Below are 16,307 nucleotides of genomic sequence, written 5' to 3' on the forward strand. Positions count from 1 at the left end.
CGCTACAGGCCGGTGTCGCAATACCCGAACATCGGTCGATGGTCGTGTCCCGCGGTTCCTATCGTTCGTGTCGGATGTCGGCGACGACACCGTCGAGCTGACGATCGACCCCGGCATCCCGCACGAGACGAAGGGATGTGAGCCGCTATGGGACACACAGTGGCGCAATTGGTTCCGCTCGGGGTCGGCATGATCGTGAGCCCCATTCCGCTGGCCGCGTTGATCGCGATCCTGCTCTCCGCTCGCGCCAGGACCAATGCCCTGGCGTTCACTGCGACGGCGCTCGCTGCCTCGACCCTCATCGTGGGCGTGACCGTGTTCACGAGCAAGGGCGGCGCGGACAGGGCGGGCAGTGCCGCCCATTCCAGTCAGATCGTGTTCGCCTCCGTGTTCGGTCTGGCGTTCCTGATGCTGGCCGCACTCAGCTGGAGGAGCCGGCCGAAGAACGGTGCCGTCGCTGCGATGCCGTCGTGGATGGCGCAGATCGACACGATGAACGCCGGCAAGACCGCGGTCCTGAGTCTGCTCCTGACCGTCCCCAACGCCAAGAACCTGCCGCTCGAATTGAAGGCGGGCGCCCTCATCGCCGAGGCGCACCTGCCGACCACCCAGGCGGCGCTGCTGACCGTCGCGTTCGCGGCGCTGGCGGGGCTCGGGCTGATCGCCCTCACCGTTCTGGCGGCGGTGCCGTCGAAGCGGGTCACCGCCGCGCTCGGAGTGGTCAAGGAAGAACTGATCCTGCACAACGCCGCCATCATGACCGTCCTGTTCCTGCTGTTGGCCGGGCTGCAGGCCTCGCACGTCGTCACCGCGCTCACCGCGTGAGTTCCCGCCGATCCGAAGGAGTCAACGACATGACACTCATCGCTCCCGACAGCACCACCGTCGTCCGCACCACCAACGGACCCGTGCGCGGCACCACCGACGGGCCCGTCCACGTGTGGAAGGGAATTCGCTACGCGGCCGCACCCACCGGGGACCTCCGGTTCCGGGCGCCGACGCCCCCCGAGCCGTGGACGGAGGTGTTCGAGGCGGACCGCTTCGGCGCAGTCGAACCGCAGAGTCGGCTCGCCGCGATCCCGCTCGGCGACGACATCCGGATGGACGAGGACTGCCTCTCGCTCAACGTCTGGGCCCCGGGCGCCGGAGCGGCGGGGCCGTCCGGCAAACCGGTGATGGTGTGGATCCACGGGGGCGCCTACTTCCGCGGCGCGTCGAGTCAGCCGGTCTACGACGGGCGCGCGCTCGCGGAGAACGGCGACGTCGTGGTGGTGACCCTGAACTACCGTCTGGGGGTGTTCGGGTTCGTCGACTTCTCGTCGCTGACCACCGACGAGCATCGCTTCGACACCAATGTCGCGTTGCAGGACATGATCGCTGCGCTGCGCTGGGTGCAGGCGAACATCGCCGCGTTCGGCGGTGACCCGAACGCCGTGACGCTGTTCGGTGAATCGGCCGGTGGCGGTGCAGTCACGACGCTGATGACGATGCCGTCCGCGCACGGGTTGTTCCACCGTGCGATCGCCGAGAGCTCACCGGCCACGTCCGTCTACAACCAGGATCGGGCGGCGGGTATCGCGAACACCTTCCTCGAAATACTCGGTGGCGCAGGTGATGCTGCGGATCGGCTGATGTCGGCGACCACCGATGAGCTGCTCGCCGCCTCCGAGGAACTGTTCGCGCGGATTCCGCGCGAGACCCCGGGGACACTGGCCTACGTGCCGATCGTCGACGGTGAACTCGTGCCCGACTATCCGGTCAACGCCTTCTGGAACGGCACCGCCGAGCGGATCCCGTTGCTGATAGGCACCAACAAGGACGAATCGTCGTTGTTCAAGTTGATGAAGTCGCCGCTCATGCCGATCGAGCCGGACGTGATCCGCGCGATGTTCGCGGAGATCTCGGCCGAGCACCCCGACCTCGAACTGCCCGACCAGGCGCGGATCGAGGCGGCGTACTCGGGGCTGGCCACCGAGGACGACGCGTTGGGCCTGACCCGGGACTTCGGGTTCCGGCTGCCGACACTGTGGATCGTGGAGGCGCACAGTAGGTATGCCCCCACCTGGCTGTACCGCTTCGACTACGCCACCCCGATGCTCAGGGCGCTCGAGATCGGCGCCACCCACGCGACCGAGCTTCCGTACGTGTTCGGCAACATCGCGCACGGCCCCAAGGAGATCACCTACCTGCTCGGCGGCCTGTCGACCGGACGCAAGGTGTCGGCACGCATGCAGCACCGGTGGATCGAATTCGCGAAAACCGGTGCGCCGGTCGGTCTCGACGGTGAGCCGCGATGGGACGCCTATGACCGGTTCGGCCGCGACTCGCTGGTGATCGACAAGCACGACCGGGTGGTCCGCGACCTCGACGGCCCGCTCCGCGAGGCGTGGGGCGAACAGGTCATCGCCTTCACATGAGGGCAGGCCCGGTTCAATCGAAAGATTGAAATGCCCGAATTGTGGCCGTCATTCGCCGGTGCGCCCCCGTGTCCTCTGCCGGAATCGCGGTAGCGTCGACGGATGGCGAGCCACATCGTCGGAGGAGGGGCGCAGCAATGACCATGGACCCGGCTGAAGTCGAACCCCGTGTGGGACGACGGGACTGGATAGGTCTGGGGGTTCTCGCTGCCGGACTGTCGCTGATCGTCGTCGACGGCACCATCGTCAACGTCTCGCTGCCGGTGATCATCGATGAACTGGACCTGGACCTCACCGACGCGCAGTGGATCAACAGCATCTACTCGGTGGTGTTCGCGGCGCTGCTGCTCACCGCCGGACGGCTCGGCGACCGGCTGGGCCGGCGGCTGCTGTTCATCGTCGGCGTGGTCGTGTTCATCGTCGGCAGCCTGATGGCCGCGGCGTCGGACAGTTCCACCGCGCTGATCGTGGCCCGTGTCGTGCAGGGCGTCGGCGGAGCCCTGGTGCTGCCGTGCACGCTGTCGACGGTCAACGCGACGTTCCGGGGCCGGGACCGGGCCATCGCATTCGGTGTGTGGGGCGCGGTGATCTCGGGCATGGCGGCCGTCGGCCCGCTGCTCGGCGGCTGGCTCACGACGTCGTTCACGTGGCCGTGGATCTTCCTGGTCAACGTCCCGATCGGCATCCTCGTCATCATCGGCGCGTTCCTAGCGGTCCCCGAGACGCGGGCGAAGATCACCGTCCCGGGACTGGACGTGGTGGGACTGCTGCTGAGCGCAATCGGGTTCGGCGCGTTGATCTTCGCGCTCATCGAGGGCCAGACCCTCGGCTGGTGGAAGCCGATCGCCGAGCTCAACGTGTTCGGGGCGACGTGGCCCGTGACCGCGCCGATCTCCGCGACGCCGGTGATGGCGGCGGTCGGCGCCGTGGCACTCGTGGGGTTCGTGGTGTGGGAGCGGCACCGCGCCCGGATCGCGCATTCGGCGATCCTGGATCTCGCGCTGTTCCGCTTCCGGACGTTCAGCTGGGGCAACTTCACCGCGATGGCCGTCGCGATCGGCGAGTTCGGTCTGCTGCTGGTGCTGCCGCTGTTCCTGGTCAACGCGTACGGGCTCAGCACACTGGGGGCCGGCTACGTCCTCGCGGTGATGGCGGCCGGTGCCTTCATGTCCGGCGCCGCGGCCCGGCACGTCACCGCGAGGTTCGGTGCCCCGCGGACCGTGATGATCGGTCTGGCGCTCGAGGTGATCGGCGTGCTGGCCTTCGCGCTGTACCTGCGGCCGTCGTCGTCGGCGTGGCTGCTGGCGCTGCTGTTGGCAATCTACGGGCTCGGCCTGGGCCTGGCGTCGGCGCAGCTCACCGGCACCGTCCTGGTCGACATTCCCACCGAGGAATCCGGTCAGGGGTCGGCGACGCAGAGCACCGTCCGCCAGCTGGGTGCCGCTCTGGGTACCGCGATTCTCGGCACCGTCCTGTCGCTGGGGCTGGCGCACAGCCTCACCAACCGGCTCGAGCCGGTCGCGTTGCCGCCGCAGGTGTCGTCACAGCTGGTCGACAGCACCCGCGACTCGGCCGGCGGCACCATCCCGCCGATTCGCGAGCAGGGCGACCACGGCAAGCTCGGCCCGGCCGGACCGGAGACCGCCGACGCGCTGTCCGACGGGTTCGCCGACGCCACCCGGTGGTCGCTGTTCGTCGCAGCCGGATTCCTGGCCGCGGGCCTGGTCTCGGCCACGCAGCTACAGCCGCGCCGGCGCGAGGAGGCCGCGGCGTAGGGCTGCTCGATCGGGTACCGCTATCGGCGCATCCGTCCTCGGGTCATGCCCATGCCCATGATCCCGGCTCCGAGAGCGAGGACCACGGCGCCGACCACGACGTTCGACCAGATCATCCCCGTGCTCCTGCTCAAGCCGGAGACCAGCCACGGCGAGACGATCAGCCAGATCCCGAGCAGCGGGGCGACGAACGCGAGGCCGTGGGTGCGGCCGAACGTCGTGGCGTGACCGACGGCCAGCAGCGCGACCGCGAGACCGGCGAACAGGTTGCACATCATCAGCGACGTCTGCCCGCTGAAACCGACGATCCACGGTGACGCGGCCGCGTACAGACCGGCGAGAACCATCAGCCCCTCGGCGACCTGCGGAACCGGGCTCTCACCGAATTCGTCGTAGCGGGCGCGTAGCTCGGCGATGTCAGGGTGGGTTTCCATTGACGTGGACGGCGATGTTGGTGTTGTCGACATGGCGAATCATCTCCTCGACCTTGTGTCCTAATGTCGAGACTAGTCCGCTTCCGGGGTGTCGAGTGGGGCCGAAGAGGGCTCAGATACCCGACTTGAACCGGCGGTGCCGTGCGGTGTCGGCCCGTTCCGGATTGATCACGTCCACCAGCTGCTGCAGCCGTCCGAACGTGGGGCCGATGCGGCGCGGACGGTCGACGATCGCGTCGCAGAGGACCCGGCCGGCCTGCTCGGGCGTGAGCGCAGCGGCCTCGAGGTACTGCGCGTTGGGCGCGATCATCGCCGTCCGCACCAGTGGCATGTATACCGACGTGAAAGTGATGTTCTCGTCCAGGGTTTCGGCCTGGAACGACGTGGAGACCTCGTCGAGTGCCGCCTTGGACGCGACGTACGCGGAGTACCCGGGGCCACCGAACAGGTTCGCCGCCGACAGCACGTTGATCACCTGGCCGAAGTGTCGTTCCCGCATTCCCGGTAGCACCGCCAGCATCAGCCGCACCGCCGCGAAGTAGTTGAGCTGCATGGTGCGTTCGAAGTCGTGGGCCCGGTCGTACGACTGGGCGAGGTCCCGCCGGATGGAGCGTCCGGCGTTGTTGACGAGGATGTCGACGCCACCGTGCTCGTCGAGGATCTGGCCGATCGTGGCGTCGGACGCCTCCGCGTCGTTCAGGTCGCACGGATAGGCGAACGCCTTGCCGCCGCGACCGGTCACGGCGTCGACGAGCTCCTGCAGCTCAGGTTCGCGGCGGGCCACCAGCAGCACGACTGCGCCGGCGTCGGCGAGGTCGATCGCGGCGGAGCGACCGATGCCGGACGACGCCCCGGTGATGAGGACGCGACGCCCGGCCACCGCGTCACCGAGCGTGCGGCGCCGCCGCCGCCGCGGGAACGGTCCCCGCGTGTCGAGCCCATGCTTGGCCTGGAACCACCACCCCGTCGAAGTCATGGTGACGGATCCTAGTGCCGCCGGAGGGCTGCAAGTGGGAAAGTAATCAGAGTCGGTGCCCGACAACGGCATCACCTCGGCCCTGCGGGCACGCCCGCCGGGCCCGGCCCGACTAACAAACGCTCTGCAAATATATTTCACGCTCCCTACTGGACACTTGACCAACTGTCGAGTATCAATAATCGACCCCCGAATCGGGCCGTTTGGTTCTATTCGGTACGGGCAGCTGTCTGTTCGACCCGAACGCCCCCCGAAGAGGAATCATGCGCAAAGTAACGCTTCTCGCCGCTGGTTTAGCCGCTGCCGCCGGACTTCTGGTCCCGGCCACCGCCGCCAATGCCGCTGACTCGGCCGACACCACCGTCACATTCGCCATCGCCGGCGCAGGCGGGAACCTGTCGCTCATCACGGGCGGGCCGGTCGGCACCATCGTCCCCGGCGCCGGCAAGGCGACCGGCACCCTGCCCACCGTCACGGTGAGCGACAACCGCAACGGCGCGCCGCGCGGGTGGGTCGCCAGTGCCACGTCGACGGACTTCGGGACCATTCCCAAGAGCGCGGTCGTCTACAAGGCCACGGCCCTCGCCGGCAAGGTCGGCCCGGGCACCCTCGAGTCGACCGGTGACCAGGCGCTGGACGCGGCGAAGACGGTCGTCAATCGCACCGGCCTCACCTGGCCGCTCGAGGTCATCACCTGGACCCCGGCGCTCACCGTCAACTACCCCGACGGTGCCGCCATCGGAGAATACTCCGGCACCATCACCGTCTCGGTCGCCTAGAACGACCGGCACCCATCGGCCGGGGACGCTGCATGCGTCCCCGGCCGTTCGGCCAGAAAGTGATCCATGCGTTCTCTCCCCGCGCTGCGTAACCTCCTCGCGTTCCTCGCCGTCGTCCTCGTCGCGGTCGGCGTCCCCGCATCCGCGCTCGCCGCCCCGGATCAGCCCGCGGGCGAAACCCCCGCCGGGTCCATCGGCATCCGTCTGCTCGACGCGCCGGTCGCACTCAAGGACGATCCTCGGGCGCTGCGATACATCGTCGACAACCTTCCGCCCGGGACCACCATCACCCGACATGTGTTGGTGTCCAACGACACCGGCGCGCCCGCGAAGATCGACGTCTACCCCGGCGCCGCCCGCGTCGCCGACGGCGCGTTCGCGCTGGCGGAGCCCGGCGAGAAGAACGCCCTCACGTCGTGGATCACCGTCGATCGCCCGACCGTGGAACTCGCCGACGGTGAGCAGGCCGAGGTGGCGGTGACGATCGCGGTGCCGAAGGATGCGCCGGAGATCGAGCAGTACGCGGTGATCTGGGCGTCGCACAAGGCCCCTGCCTCCAACGGCATCACCAACGAATCGCGGGTAGGGGTTCGCGTCTACCTGTCGGTGGGGCCGGGCAACGGGCCGCCCGCCGACTTCACCATCTCCAGCCTCACCCCGCGGCGCGGGCCGGACGGCCTCGCGTCCGTCGTCGCGACCGTCACCAACACCGGCGGCCGCGCGGTCGATCTGTCCGGCGCACTCAACCTTTCGGGTGGACCCGGTGGGCTGTCCGCCGGCCCCATCGACAGTGCGGTCGCGACCATCGCACCCGGCGAGGACGGCGAGGTCGTCATCTCCGTGCCCGACAGCACCGCCCTGCCCGCCGGTCCGTGGAACGCCGACGTCAAGCTCGAGAGCGGAATCCTCGAGCACGACATGTCGGCGACCCTGATGTTCCCCGACAAGGGTGACGGCGACTCCGTCGGCGCGTCCGATTCGACGTCGTGGCCGCTGATCGGCGGGATCGTGGTGGCGGTGCTCGCTGTCGCCGGAGTCGGTGCCTACCTGGTGGTGCGGAAGCGTCGTCCCTCGGGAACGGATCAGTAGACATGTGGCACAGCAGGATGCCCCGCGCGCTTCGGCTGTCCCTCGCTGCCGCCGGCGTGTTGGTTCTCGCCTGTGCGCCGACCGCGACGGCCGCACCTTCGGACGTGTCGGACGAGGCGACGACGGAATCGACGGCAGAATCGACGACGACGACGACGGCGCCGACGACTACGACCGCGGCGCCGACGACGACCCCTCGTCGGTACGTCTCCCGGGAAGATTCCGAGGAAGCCACGACCACGCCGTCCACGACCACGAGCGCACCGACCACGACGGCTTCGACGACCGCGGCGCCGACCACGTCGAGTGCGGCTCCGACGACTACCACCGGGCAGACCCGGAGCGGCGCACTTACTGCCACTGCGGGCCGAGCTGGGCTGTCGATCACCGTCGCCGGGAAGTGGGGCACCATCGTCCCCGGGGCGGAGAGGGCGAGCGGAACCCTGACACTCATCTCCGTGACCGCGACCGGTGGTGTGGTCGGCTCGCCGGTCGATTGGACCGCCACCGCGTCGTCGACCGACTTCGTCGGACCCAACGGCACGATCCCCAAGAGCGCGGTCACCTATTCTGCGACCGCCCTCGCCGGCAATGTCGGCGGCTCGACATCGGCGCCGACGCAGACGCTCGAAGCCCCGAAGACCGTCGTCGCGCGTACGGGCAGCATCTGGCCGTCGGAGACGGTCACCTGGACTCCGGCGCTGCGGGTCGACTACCCCGACGGTGCGGCGGTCGGGACCTACACCGGAACGATCACAGTCTCGGTCGCCTGACCGTTTCGGATCAGGCGGTGGTCGCCAGCGCGGCCGCGAGTCCGAATGCGATTGCCATCGCGGCGGATTCACCGACCGCGCGGCGCAGGGACGCGTCGGCCCCCATCCGGTGCGCGGCGGCCGGGACCACCCACGTGCGGCGCAGCCACCAACCGGCCGCGACCAGTGCCGCGAGCGCGGCCACCTTGGCGAGCACCACCCGGCCGTATCCGGTGGTCACCAGGGGTGCCACGCCACCGAGGCGGACCGCGGCGTTGACGACGCCGGTGGCCGCGAGCACCCACACGCACCGCCACGCGACGGTCGAATAGCGCGGCAGCAGCGTCGACCACGCACCGCGGGAGCCGGCGGTCAGCGCGAGCGCCGCCAGCATGCCGAACCACGTGGCGGCCGCGAGGACGTGTCCGGCGTCGAGCAGGGATCCGAGCGTCTGCTGCGACATGTGCCCGCTGATCGGGCGCGCGATGAGGGCCAGGCCCGCCAGTGCCAGGACGGGGGCGGCCGGCCACGGCAGGCTGCGGCGGTACGCGATCGCCGAGATCAGGGCCACCAGCGCCGCGCACACCACCGTCGCGGCGCCGAGACGACCGGTGTTCACGATCCGCACGAAGTCGATGACGGTCTCCGGGGCGACCGCGAACCGGGACCGCCCCTCTGCCTCGGCCGCCTCGAGCACCAGCAGCACGGTCTCGGCCGCGGTCCATGCACCGGCCACCGCGGCGGTGGTCTGCCACAGCAGGCCGGGGTCCAGTGCGGGCCGACGCTCGTCGCGCTGCAGCCACTGCCACGCGGCGAGACCGAACGCCGTCGCGCCCAGGCCGACGGCGAGCACCCGCACCACGCTGGTGGGGGAGGGCCCGTCGGGAGTGGCGAGCAGCCACCCGATCGCCACCCCGGCCAGCGCGGTGAGGACGGCGAACAGCAGCCAGGGGCGGCCGATGTTCACCGTCCTCATCCGCGCGCTGTCCGGCCGGTCAGTTCTCGCCGCGCGGCTTGCGCAGCGCGAACCACAGGCCGCCGCCGAAGACGACGACGCCGACGCCGACGAGTCCCCAGACCAGCAGGTTCGGTCCGGAGTCGTCGGTGCTGCCGGTCTCGTTCTGTCCGTTGACCTTCGGGCCAGGCGTGCCGGTGCCCTCCTGCGTGAGGGTGAACACCCGGGTACCGCTGACGGGGTGGCCGTCGGCGGAGGTCACCCGGAACGCCATCGTGTACTCGCCGACCGGTCCGAGGCCGTCGAGCGGGACGCTGACGCTGTCGCCCTGGACCGTCGGGTCGCCCTTGGACCACAGGTTGCCGTCCGGGCCGACGACGGTGAGCGACGCGAACTTCTGCTGCAGCGCCTCGTTGAACGTGACGGTGACCCGCTCCGGGGCCGTCGCGATCTGCGCCGCGTTCTCGGGATTGCTGGAGAGGACGGCCGAGTGCGCGGACGCGGTGCCGGCGCCCAGCATGGTCGCGAGCATCGCGACGAATCCGACGGCGATGATGCGGACGCGGTGGACCTTGTGCGCGCTCATGAGCGGCGGTTCCGGATGGTCGCGCCGATGCCCAGGGCAGTGCCCAGCGCGCCCAGCACCAGGCCGATGCCGCCCAGCCAGCGGGCGGTGGTGTCGGCGTTGTTCGTGGTCGCGTCGACCGTGACGGCCGTGTCGGCCGCGGCGTGTGCCTTGCCGCCGCCGCTGCCCGCGGCGAGCGTCAGCGTCGGGGCCGGCTTGTCCGGCTCGCTGCCGTCGGCGCCGGGCTTCTGATCCCACTGCACGACGGTGCCGTCGCTGTAGGTCTGGGTGGTGGGGAACTCCACGGAGCCCTGCTCGGGCAGCGGTCCGGCCGAGAGCACGAACTGCTGGAACTGTCCGGGCCCGACGCTCACGCCGGGATCGGCCGTCCAGGTCACCGACGTCGCGGTGGCCGACGCCGGATCCTTCTGGACCGTCGAGGTCCAGCCGGGCATCGGTTCGGTGCGGGCCGACTTGAGGTTCGGCAGCTGCACCGTGACCGCGGTGGTGCCCGCGGTCTCGGACTCGGTGGGGACGCGGAAGGTGAGGACGGAGTAGCCGCCCTGCTCGGCGCCGGGTGCGGCGACCGAGACGTGGGCGGAGGCCACGCCGGTGGCCAGCAGCAGCGCGCCGCCGGCGGCGCCCACCGTGAGGAGGGCGCGGGAGAGGATTCTCTTCATTGCTCGGGTGTCGTTTCTGTGCGGAGGGTGCGATGGACGCGGCTTACGCGTGCACCGGCGGTCCGCGCCGGGTCAGCCCGGCGGCAAGCACAGTCAGACGGGGTGCGCGGCGGTCGAGCGGCCGCGGCGCGGGTGCCGACGTCGGATCGACGTCGCGAAACAGCGGCGCCAGGACCGTGCGCAGGACACGGGTGATCGGCCCGTACAGGCGTTCGGCACCGTGGACCAGGCTCGCGCACACGACGGTGGCTGCGGCGTGCGCGGCCAGCATCGCGGCGGCGGGCACGCCGGCGTGCGCGTGGGCGTCCGACGCGAGCGTGAGCGTGAGGTGCCCGGCACCCTGCCCGGCCGCGAGCGCCGCGAACAGCGCCGTGCGGCTCCGGCCCAGGACGGGCAGACCGCCGACGATCACGCCGACGCCGGCACACGACGCGAACAACAGGGTCAGGGCCGCCGAGTCGGGGAAACCGCCGCCGGCGATGCCGTGCGCGGCGATGGCCAGGGCGGCCGCCGCCGCGCCCACCGCGCCGCCGCGGAGCGCGGCGGTCGGGGCGGGACGCGTGACGGACACGGCGATCGGGCGGTGACGGCTAGCGGACGCCGAGGCGGGCCAGGATGTCGGCCTCGACGCCGTCGAGTTCGGCAGAGATGGCGTGGTGGGCCTGCTTGCGGCGGGCCGGCGGCATCTGCTCGGCGGCGTGGACCGCGGTGCCGAGGTCGGTGAGGCGGGCGCGGATCGCAGTCGCGAACTGCTGCGTCTCCGCGTCACCGGGGTGGCGGGTGACGATCTCGTCGACGGACTTCTCGGCGCCGGCGATGCGGGCACTGAGCTTGGCGCCGTGGCCGGTGTACTCGCCGAGCTGGTCGACGGCGATGCCCATGCGCTGCGCGCGCTGGGTGTCGAGCTGGCCGCGCAGGGCGGTCGCGCCGCGGTACGCGAGAGGCACTACGACCGGCGCGAGCAGGCGGGCCACACCCAGGTATCGGCGCAGCTGAGCGACCGTCAGACCCTTCTCGGCGGCCTTGACGGCGGCCTTCTCCTGGGCCTTGAGCGCCGAGATCTGGGCCTTGTCGACCTTCTTCTGGGCCTTCGAATCCGACCGGTGCTTCTTGCGGTCGTTCTTCGCACCGAGCTTTGCCTCGAGCTTCGCCTTGTGCTTGAGCGCCTTCGCCTCGGCCTTGCGCGTGGCGCGCCGCTTACGTTTCTTGAACAACCCCACTGGAAAGGCCCCTCCATCTGGTGTTTCGGCGCGGCGGCGGACTGCGTCACAGCTTATCCGTGCTTGTTTATGCTCTGCCGCTTTCGGCTTTACCCTAGGTGAGCACATAATCTTCCACATCGTGTGTTCCCCGATCGGCCCGCAGGACGGCGCCGACACCGCTGATACGGCGGCGTCGGCGAGACTCGGCGCCTCCCTGGTCCCTGTGCCCCCCGTGCTTCTGGAGCCGGGCGCACTGACGCGGTGCCGCCATCGGGTGCACCTGGATGCCGCCAACCCGGATCTGCTGGTGGCCGCGCCCGAGAACACCGGGGTCAAGCAGCGGCAGGAGGCGGCGGCCGCGCAGCGCGAGGCGGTCCGGGTCCGGCTGATGGACGCCGACCCCGACGCGTGGGTGCGGATCGCACCCGACGGCCCGGCCGGGCAGCGGGCCCGCGACACCCTCGAGGCCTGCCGAGCCGGAGCCGACAAGATCTGGGGCGCGATGCTGCCCGCCGAGCGCGATACCGGACGACGCGGCCGCATCGAGATCCTGCTGCGCGACGTCGACCGCGGCGGCTATATCCCGGTGATCGTCGTCAACCACAAGGTCACCGATCCGGGTCGGGGCGCCACCACGTCGGGGCTGTTCGAGTGGGCCCCCGCCGTTGACGAGAAGCGCAAGGTGCGCGCGCAGCTGCGCGACCAGATGCGGCTGGCGCAGGTGTACCGGATGCTCGAGCGGCACGACCTCGCCAGCCCCGCCCTGCTGGGCGGCGCCATCGGCTACGGCGCCGACTGCGTGCTGGTGCACGATCTGTCCACCGTGCTGAGCGACTACGACGAGCGCTTCGCGGACCGGATCGCCGTCGCGCGCGGCGAGATCGTGACGGTGCCGTCGCAGATCGGCGAGTGCCGGTCGTGCCCGTGGTGGTCCGGATGCCGCGCGAAGCTCGAGGAGACCCGCGACGTGTCGCTGGTCGCGACAGGCTCCCGCGCCGACGTGCTCCGCGAGCACGGCGTGACCACCATCGAGCAGCTCGCCGCGTGGGAGGGCGATCCCCCGGAAGAGTGGCCGCACAATTCGTTCCACGACACCGTCGTCACCGCGAAGGCGTGGCTGTCCGGTGCCGCGCTGGTGCGCCGGCACGAGACGGTGACCGTGACCCGCGCCGACGTCGAGGTGGACGTCGACATGGAGAGTTACCAGGAGCACGGCGCCTACCTGTGGGGCACGCTGCTCAACGTCGCCGGCACGTCGGTGTACCGGCCGTTCGTGAGCTGGGACCCGGTGCCGACCGCCGACGAGGCCCGGTCCTTCGCCGAATTCTGGACCTGGCTCATGGCCGAACGCGCCGGCGCCGCCGCCGTCGGGAAAACCTTTGCCGCCTACTGCTATTCCCGCTCCGCCGAGGACAAGTGGCTGCTCGACTCGGCGCGCCGCTTCGCCGGCGCCCCGGGCATCCCCACCGTCGCCGAGATCCGCGAGTTCATCGACAGCCCGCAGTGGGTGGACATCTACCAGGCCGTCGGCGACAACTTCGTGTGCCCGAACGGCAAGGGGCTCAAGAAGATCGCCCCCGTCGCCGGATTCCACTGGCGCGACGCCGAGGCCAGCGGCGAGGCGTCGATGAGCTGGTACCGCGAGGCCGTCGGCTACGACGGCGACCCCGACCTCACCCAGCGGCAGCGACTCCTCGAGTACAACGAGGACGACGTCATCGCCACCAAGGTGCTGCGGGAATGGATGTCCGACCGGGCGATGGACGAGATCCCACACGAGTCGGAGCTGTAGCGCGGGTATCTCGAGCCCCGGTTCCCCGCGTTTTGCGCACTTATCGCTCTTTCGCGGCCCTCGATTCCGCGTTTTGCGCACTTAGCGCGGGGGCGATGAGTTCTGGGGACGTTGCGGGTCTGTACCTGTGACAGCACCCCACGAGACGGGAGACACCCCATGACCGCGCAGTTGCCCGCCGCCGAACTCGACCGACGGTACAGCGCCGAGAGCGCGCCGCCCTCCACGTGGGAGCAGGTGACGGCGGCGCTCGACGCCGCCGAGGTGTTCTGGCTGTCCACCGTCCGGCCCGACGGGCGACCGCACGTGACACCGCTGATCGCGGTCCGCGTCGACGACCGCATGCACTTCTGCACCGGCCCGGACGAGCAGAAGGCACGCAACCTCTCGGCGGCCGACGCCTGCGTGCTGACGACCGGGACGAACGCCCTCGGATCCGGGTTGGACGTCGTGGTCGAGGGCCGGGCGGTGCAGGTCTCGGATCCGGAGTCGTTGACCCGGATCGCCGACGCCTACCGCGCGAAGTACGGGCCGGACTGGAGCTTCGACGTCGCGGACGGCAACTTCGTCAACACCGTCGGCGGGCCGGCGACGGTGTTCCGCGTCGAACCGGCCGCAGTGTTCGCCTTCGCGAAAGGTGAGTACGCGCAGACGCGTTGGCGGTTCTGACGGCTCAGTTCTCCCACAGCTCGGCGCTGCGGGTGTCGATCGACCCGACGATGCGCCGTAGGGCGTCGTCGACCGGTTGCGGGTCGATCCGGCGGCCGTCCCGAAGGCGCAGGGCGACATGGCCGTCGGCGGCCTCCTTGGGGCCGATCACCGCCTGGTACGGCACTCGCCGAGAGTTCCGGATCCGGGCGCCGAGGGTGCCGTCGGCCCGGCTCACCGCGTGCGCACGCAGGCCCGAATCGAGGCAGCGCTGCACCAGACGCTCGGCGTCGTCCGTCTCGTCGTCGGTGACCGGCAGGACCACCACCTGGGTCGGCGCGAGCCAGGCCGGAAAGGTGCCGTCGTGCGCCTCGATCAGGTGCGCGACGACTCGTTCGAGGCTGCCGATGATGCTGCGGTGGATCATCACCGGCCGATGCCTGGCGCCGTCGGAGCCGATGTAGTGCAGGCCGAACTGCTCCGGTTGGTGGAAGTCGACCTGGACGGTGGACAGGGTCGATTCGCGGCCCGCGGCGTCGGAGATCTGCACGTCGATCTTCGGGCCGTAGAACGCGGCCTCGCCAACGACGGCGTCGTACGGGACGCCGGAGGCGTCGAGGACCTCGGTGAGTATCGCCACCGACCGCCGCCACAGTTCGGGTGCCGCGACGTACTTGCCGCCCGGTCCGGGCAGCGACAGCCGGTACCGGGATGGCCGGATGCCGAGCGCGTCGTAGGCACGGCGGATCAGGTCGAGGGCGGCGCGCGCCTCGTCGGCGACCTGGTCCGGGGTGCAGAAGATGTGGGCGTCGTTGAGCTGGATTGATCGGACGCGGGTGAGGCCGCCCAGCACGCCGGACAGCTCGGAGCGGTACATTCCACCTAATTCGGCTATGCGTAAGGGTAATTCGCGGTGGCTGTGCGATCGGGAGCGGTAGATCAGGGCGTGGTGCGGGCACAGGCTCGGGCGTAGCAGTACCTGCTCGGCGCCGAGTTGCATCGGCGGGAACATGTCGTCGCGGTAGTGCGACCAGTGGCCGGAGATCTCGTACAACTCACGTTTGCCCAGGACCGGCGAGTAGACGTGCCGGTAGCCGGCCCGCCGCTCGATGTCGCGGACGTACTCCTCGAGGGTGTGGCGCACGGCCGCGCCGTCGGGCAGCCAGTAGGGCAGGCCCGCGCCCATCAGTGGGTCGGTGTCGAACAGGTCCAGTTCGCGGCCGAGTTTGCGGTGGTCGATCATCTTCGGTCTCCTCGCGGATGGGGAGCGAGTGACCAGACGACGAAGCCCCGGGGCACTCGCCCCGGGGCTTCGGACTCAGTCAGCAGTCAGCGCGCCGGGACACTCTCCGGCGTCGTCGTCGCAATGGCGCGCTGCATGTCGGCCACGGTAGCAGCCGAATCAGGCACGCGCATCAACTTTTTCGCATTGTTACCGCGGCGCCATGCGCAGCGCGCCGTCCATGCGGATGGTCTCGCCGTTGAGGTAGTCGTGCTCGGCGAGGAACTGCGCGAGCTGCGCATACTCGTCGGGCTTGCCGAGGCGCGACGGGAACGGGATGCCCGCCTCGAGGTTCTTGCGGTACTCGTCGGTGACGCCGGCGAGCATCGGGGTGTCGATGGTGCCGGGGGCGATGGTGTTGACGCGGATGCCGACCTGCGCGAGGTCGCGTGCGGCGGTGATCGTCATCGCGTGCACGCCACCCTTCGACGCGGTGTACGCGATCTGGCCGATCTGGCCCTCGAACGCCGCCACCGACGCGGTGTTGACGATCAGGCCGCGCTGGCCCGAGTCGTCGACCGTCGGTAGGTGCTGCATCGCGTTCGCCGCCAGGCGCATCACGTTGAACGTGCCGAGCAGGTTGACGGTGATGACCGTGCGGAACAGTTCCAGGTCGTGCGGGCCGTTCTTCGACAGGATGCGGCCCGCCCAGCCGACACCGGCGCAGTTGACGACGATGCGCAGCGGCACGCCCGACTCGGTGATCTGGTCGATCGCCGCCTGCACCTCGGCCTCACTGGTGACGTCGGTGGGGATGAGGGTGACGCCGGCCGGCACGCTGTCGCCGGCGCGCTCGATGGACTGGGCCAGGTCCAGGCCGAAGACGGTGGCACCCGCATCGGCGAAGCGCTTGGCGGTGGCGGCCCCGAGACCGGATGCCGCTCCGGTGATCAGTGCCGCGGTTCCCTGGATTTCCACTGCTGTTCCCCTTCGGTCCGGGTCGGCCCTCATCGGCCGGCCG

General features: G+C 70.3%; 17 protein-coding genes. 8 read left to right on the forward strand and 9 right to left on the reverse strand.

The genetic code is table 11. The annotated features are described in order from the left end of the window. The first annotated feature begins 147 nt into the window (after nucleotides 1-147). The 3 genes from DEU38_RS24480 to DEU38_RS24490 all read left to right on the forward strand — a co-directional run bounded on the left by DEU38_RS24480 (nucleotide 148) and on the right by DEU38_RS24490 (nucleotide 4,192). Nucleotides 148-825, forward strand: a complete 678-nt coding sequence (locus DEU38_RS24480; protein WP_114723986.1) for a GAP family protein — start codon at nucleotides 148-150, stop codon at nucleotides 823-825. 29 nt (nucleotides 826-854) lie between these two features. Further along, on the forward strand, nucleotides 855-2,417 hold the full coding sequence (locus DEU38_RS24485) for a carboxylesterase/lipase family protein (protein WP_114723987.1): 1,563 nt from the start codon (nucleotides 855-857) through the stop codon (nucleotides 2,415-2,417). Nucleotides 2,418-2,554: 137 nt separating this feature from the next. Next, a complete protein-coding gene (locus DEU38_RS24490; protein ID WP_114723988.1) occupies nucleotides 2,555-4,192 on the forward strand; it encodes a DHA2 family efflux MFS transporter permease subunit in 1,638 nt (545 codons plus the stop codon). Nucleotides 4,193-4,212: 20 nt separating this feature from the next. On the opposite strand, the gene DEU38_RS24495 is transcribed toward DEU38_RS24490, so the two are convergent. Beyond that, nucleotides 4,213-4,626 carry an SPW repeat protein gene (locus DEU38_RS24495; protein ID WP_397484754.1) on the reverse strand — a complete coding sequence of 138 codons (414 nt, stop codon included), beginning with the start codon at nucleotides 4,624-4,626 and terminating at the stop codon, nucleotides 4,213-4,215. Between the two features lie 112 nt (nucleotides 4,627-4,738). After that, entirely contained in the window at nucleotides 4,739-5,602 is an 864-nt protein-coding gene (locus DEU38_RS24500; protein ID WP_114723990.1) for an SDR family NAD(P)-dependent oxidoreductase, read from the reverse strand. A gap of 263 nt (nucleotides 5,603-5,865) precedes the next feature. On the opposite strand from DEU38_RS24500, the gene DEU38_RS24505 reads away from it, so the two are divergent. From DEU38_RS24505 to DEU38_RS24515, 3 genes are all read left to right on the forward strand, one after another. Then, entirely contained in the window at nucleotides 5,866-6,381 is a 516-nt protein-coding gene (locus DEU38_RS24505; RefSeq protein WP_114723991.1) for a hypothetical protein, read from the forward strand. Between the two features lie 66 nt (nucleotides 6,382-6,447). After that, on the forward strand, nucleotides 6,448-7,470 hold the full coding sequence (locus DEU38_RS24510; RefSeq protein WP_258558139.1) for a DUF916 domain-containing protein: 1,023 nt from the start codon (nucleotides 6,448-6,450) through the stop codon (nucleotides 7,468-7,470). A 2-nt stretch (nucleotides 7,471-7,472) separates the two neighbouring features. Beyond that, nucleotides 7,473-8,243: a hypothetical protein gene (locus tag DEU38_RS24515; protein ID WP_114723992.1), complete on the forward strand. Its 771-nt coding sequence runs from the start codon at nucleotides 7,473-7,475 to the stop codon at nucleotides 8,241-8,243. A 10-nt stretch (nucleotides 8,244-8,253) separates the two neighbouring features. On the opposite strand, the gene DEU38_RS24520 is transcribed toward DEU38_RS24515, so the two are convergent. From DEU38_RS24520 to DEU38_RS24540, 5 genes are read right to left on the reverse strand one after another with little or no spacing between them, the layout of a single operon-like run. After that, entirely contained in the window at nucleotides 8,254-9,198 is a 945-nt protein-coding gene (locus tag DEU38_RS24520; RefSeq protein WP_114723993.1) for a CopD family protein, read from the reverse strand. 19 nt (nucleotides 9,199-9,217) lie between these two features. After that, complete coding sequence (locus DEU38_RS24525) at nucleotides 9,218-9,763, reverse strand: copper resistance CopC family protein (protein WP_114723994.1); 546 nt, start codon at nucleotides 9,761-9,763, stop codon at nucleotides 9,218-9,220. Further along, entirely contained in the window at nucleotides 9,760-10,422 is a 663-nt protein-coding gene (locus DEU38_RS24530; protein ID WP_114723995.1) for a YcnI family protein, read from the reverse strand. Before DEU38_RS24530 ends, DEU38_RS24525 begins: the two co-directional genes overlap by 4 nt. 43 nt (nucleotides 10,423-10,465) lie before the next feature. Further along, nucleotides 10,466-10,993 carry a hypothetical protein gene (locus DEU38_RS24535; protein ID WP_114723996.1) on the reverse strand — a complete coding sequence of 176 codons (528 nt, stop codon included), beginning with the start codon at nucleotides 10,991-10,993 and terminating at the stop codon, nucleotides 10,466-10,468. Nucleotides 10,994-11,012: 19 nt separating this feature from the next. Next, nucleotides 11,013-11,642: a DUF6474 family protein gene (locus tag DEU38_RS24540; RefSeq protein WP_114723997.1), complete on the reverse strand. Its 630-nt coding sequence runs from the start codon at nucleotides 11,640-11,642 to the stop codon at nucleotides 11,013-11,015. A gap of 214 nt (nucleotides 11,643-11,856) precedes the next feature. Between DEU38_RS24540 and DEU38_RS24545 the strand changes: the two genes are divergently transcribed. Together DEU38_RS24545 and DEU38_RS24550 are read left to right on the forward strand one after the other, a co-directional pair. Further along, complete coding sequence (locus DEU38_RS24545) at nucleotides 11,857-13,416, forward strand: TM0106 family RecB-like putative nuclease (protein WP_397484755.1); 1,560 nt, start codon at nucleotides 11,857-11,859, stop codon at nucleotides 13,414-13,416. A gap of 159 nt (nucleotides 13,417-13,575) precedes the next feature. Beyond that, nucleotides 13,576-14,085, forward strand: coding sequence for a pyridoxamine 5'-phosphate oxidase family protein (locus tag DEU38_RS24550; RefSeq protein WP_114723998.1), 510 nt, complete (start codon nucleotides 13,576-13,578; stop codon nucleotides 14,083-14,085). A 4-nt stretch (nucleotides 14,086-14,089) separates the two neighbouring features. Here the strand turns inward: DEU38_RS24550 and thrS are convergent, their stop codons facing one another. Continuing rightward, on the reverse strand, nucleotides 14,090-15,343 hold the full coding sequence (gene thrS, locus DEU38_RS24555) for a threonine--tRNA ligase (RefSeq protein ID WP_258558148.1): 1,254 nt from the start codon (nucleotides 15,341-15,343) through the stop codon (nucleotides 14,090-14,092). A gap of 153 nt (nucleotides 15,344-15,496) precedes the next feature. Beyond that, nucleotides 15,497-16,264, reverse strand: a complete 768-nt coding sequence (locus DEU38_RS24560) for an SDR family NAD(P)-dependent oxidoreductase (protein WP_114724000.1) — start codon at nucleotides 16,262-16,264, stop codon at nucleotides 15,497-15,499. Between the last annotated feature and the right edge of the window lie 43 nt (nucleotides 16,265-16,307).

It is taken from the genome of Rhodococcus sp. AG1013 (genome assembly GCF_003350365.1).
Taxonomy (GTDB): Bacteria; Actinomycetota; Actinomycetes; order Mycobacteriales; family Mycobacteriaceae; genus Prescottella.

Bases quoted from the DNA above. Each gene is read 5' to 3' on its own strand.
- DEU38_RS24495 (WP_397484754.1), bottom strand. From the start codon at position 4,626: ATGGAAACCCACCCTGACATCGCCGAGCTACGCGCCCGCTACGACGAA.
- DEU38_RS24505 (WP_114723991.1), top strand. From the start codon at position 5,866: ATGCGCAAAGTAACGCTTCTCGCCGCTGGTTTAGCCGCTGCCGCCGGA.
- DEU38_RS24480 (WP_114723986.1), top strand. From the start codon at position 148: ATGGGACACACAGTGGCGCAATTGGTTCCGCTCGGGGTCGGCATGATC.
- DEU38_RS24525 (WP_114723994.1), bottom strand. From the start codon at position 9,763: ATGAGCGCGCACAAGGTCCACCGCGTCCGCATCATCGCCGTCGGATTC.
- DEU38_RS24500 (WP_114723990.1), bottom strand. From the start codon at position 5,602: ATGACTTCGACGGGGTGGTGGTTCCAGGCCAAGCATGGGCTCGACACG.
- DEU38_RS24550 (WP_114723998.1), top strand. From the start codon at position 13,576: ATGACCGCGCAGTTGCCCGCCGCCGAACTCGACCGACGGTACAGCGCC.
- DEU38_RS24510 (WP_258558139.1), top strand. From the start codon at position 6,448: ATGCGTTCTCTCCCCGCGCTGCGTAACCTCCTCGCGTTCCTCGCCGTC.
- DEU38_RS24520 (WP_114723993.1), bottom strand. From the start codon at position 9,198: ATGAGGACGGTGAACATCGGCCGCCCCTGGCTGCTGTTCGCCGTCCTC.
- DEU38_RS24485 (WP_114723987.1), top strand. From the start codon at position 855: ATGACACTCATCGCTCCCGACAGCACCACCGTCGTCCGCACCACCAAC.
- DEU38_RS24530 (WP_114723995.1), bottom strand. From the start codon at position 10,422: ATGAAGAGAATCCTCTCCCGCGCCCTCCTCACGGTGGGCGCCGCCGGC.
- DEU38_RS24490 (WP_114723988.1), top strand. From the start codon at position 2,555: ATGACCATGGACCCGGCTGAAGTCGAACCCCGTGTGGGACGACGGGAC.
- DEU38_RS24515 (WP_114723992.1), top strand. From the start codon at position 7,473: ATGTGGCACAGCAGGATGCCCCGCGCGCTTCGGCTGTCCCTCGCTGCC.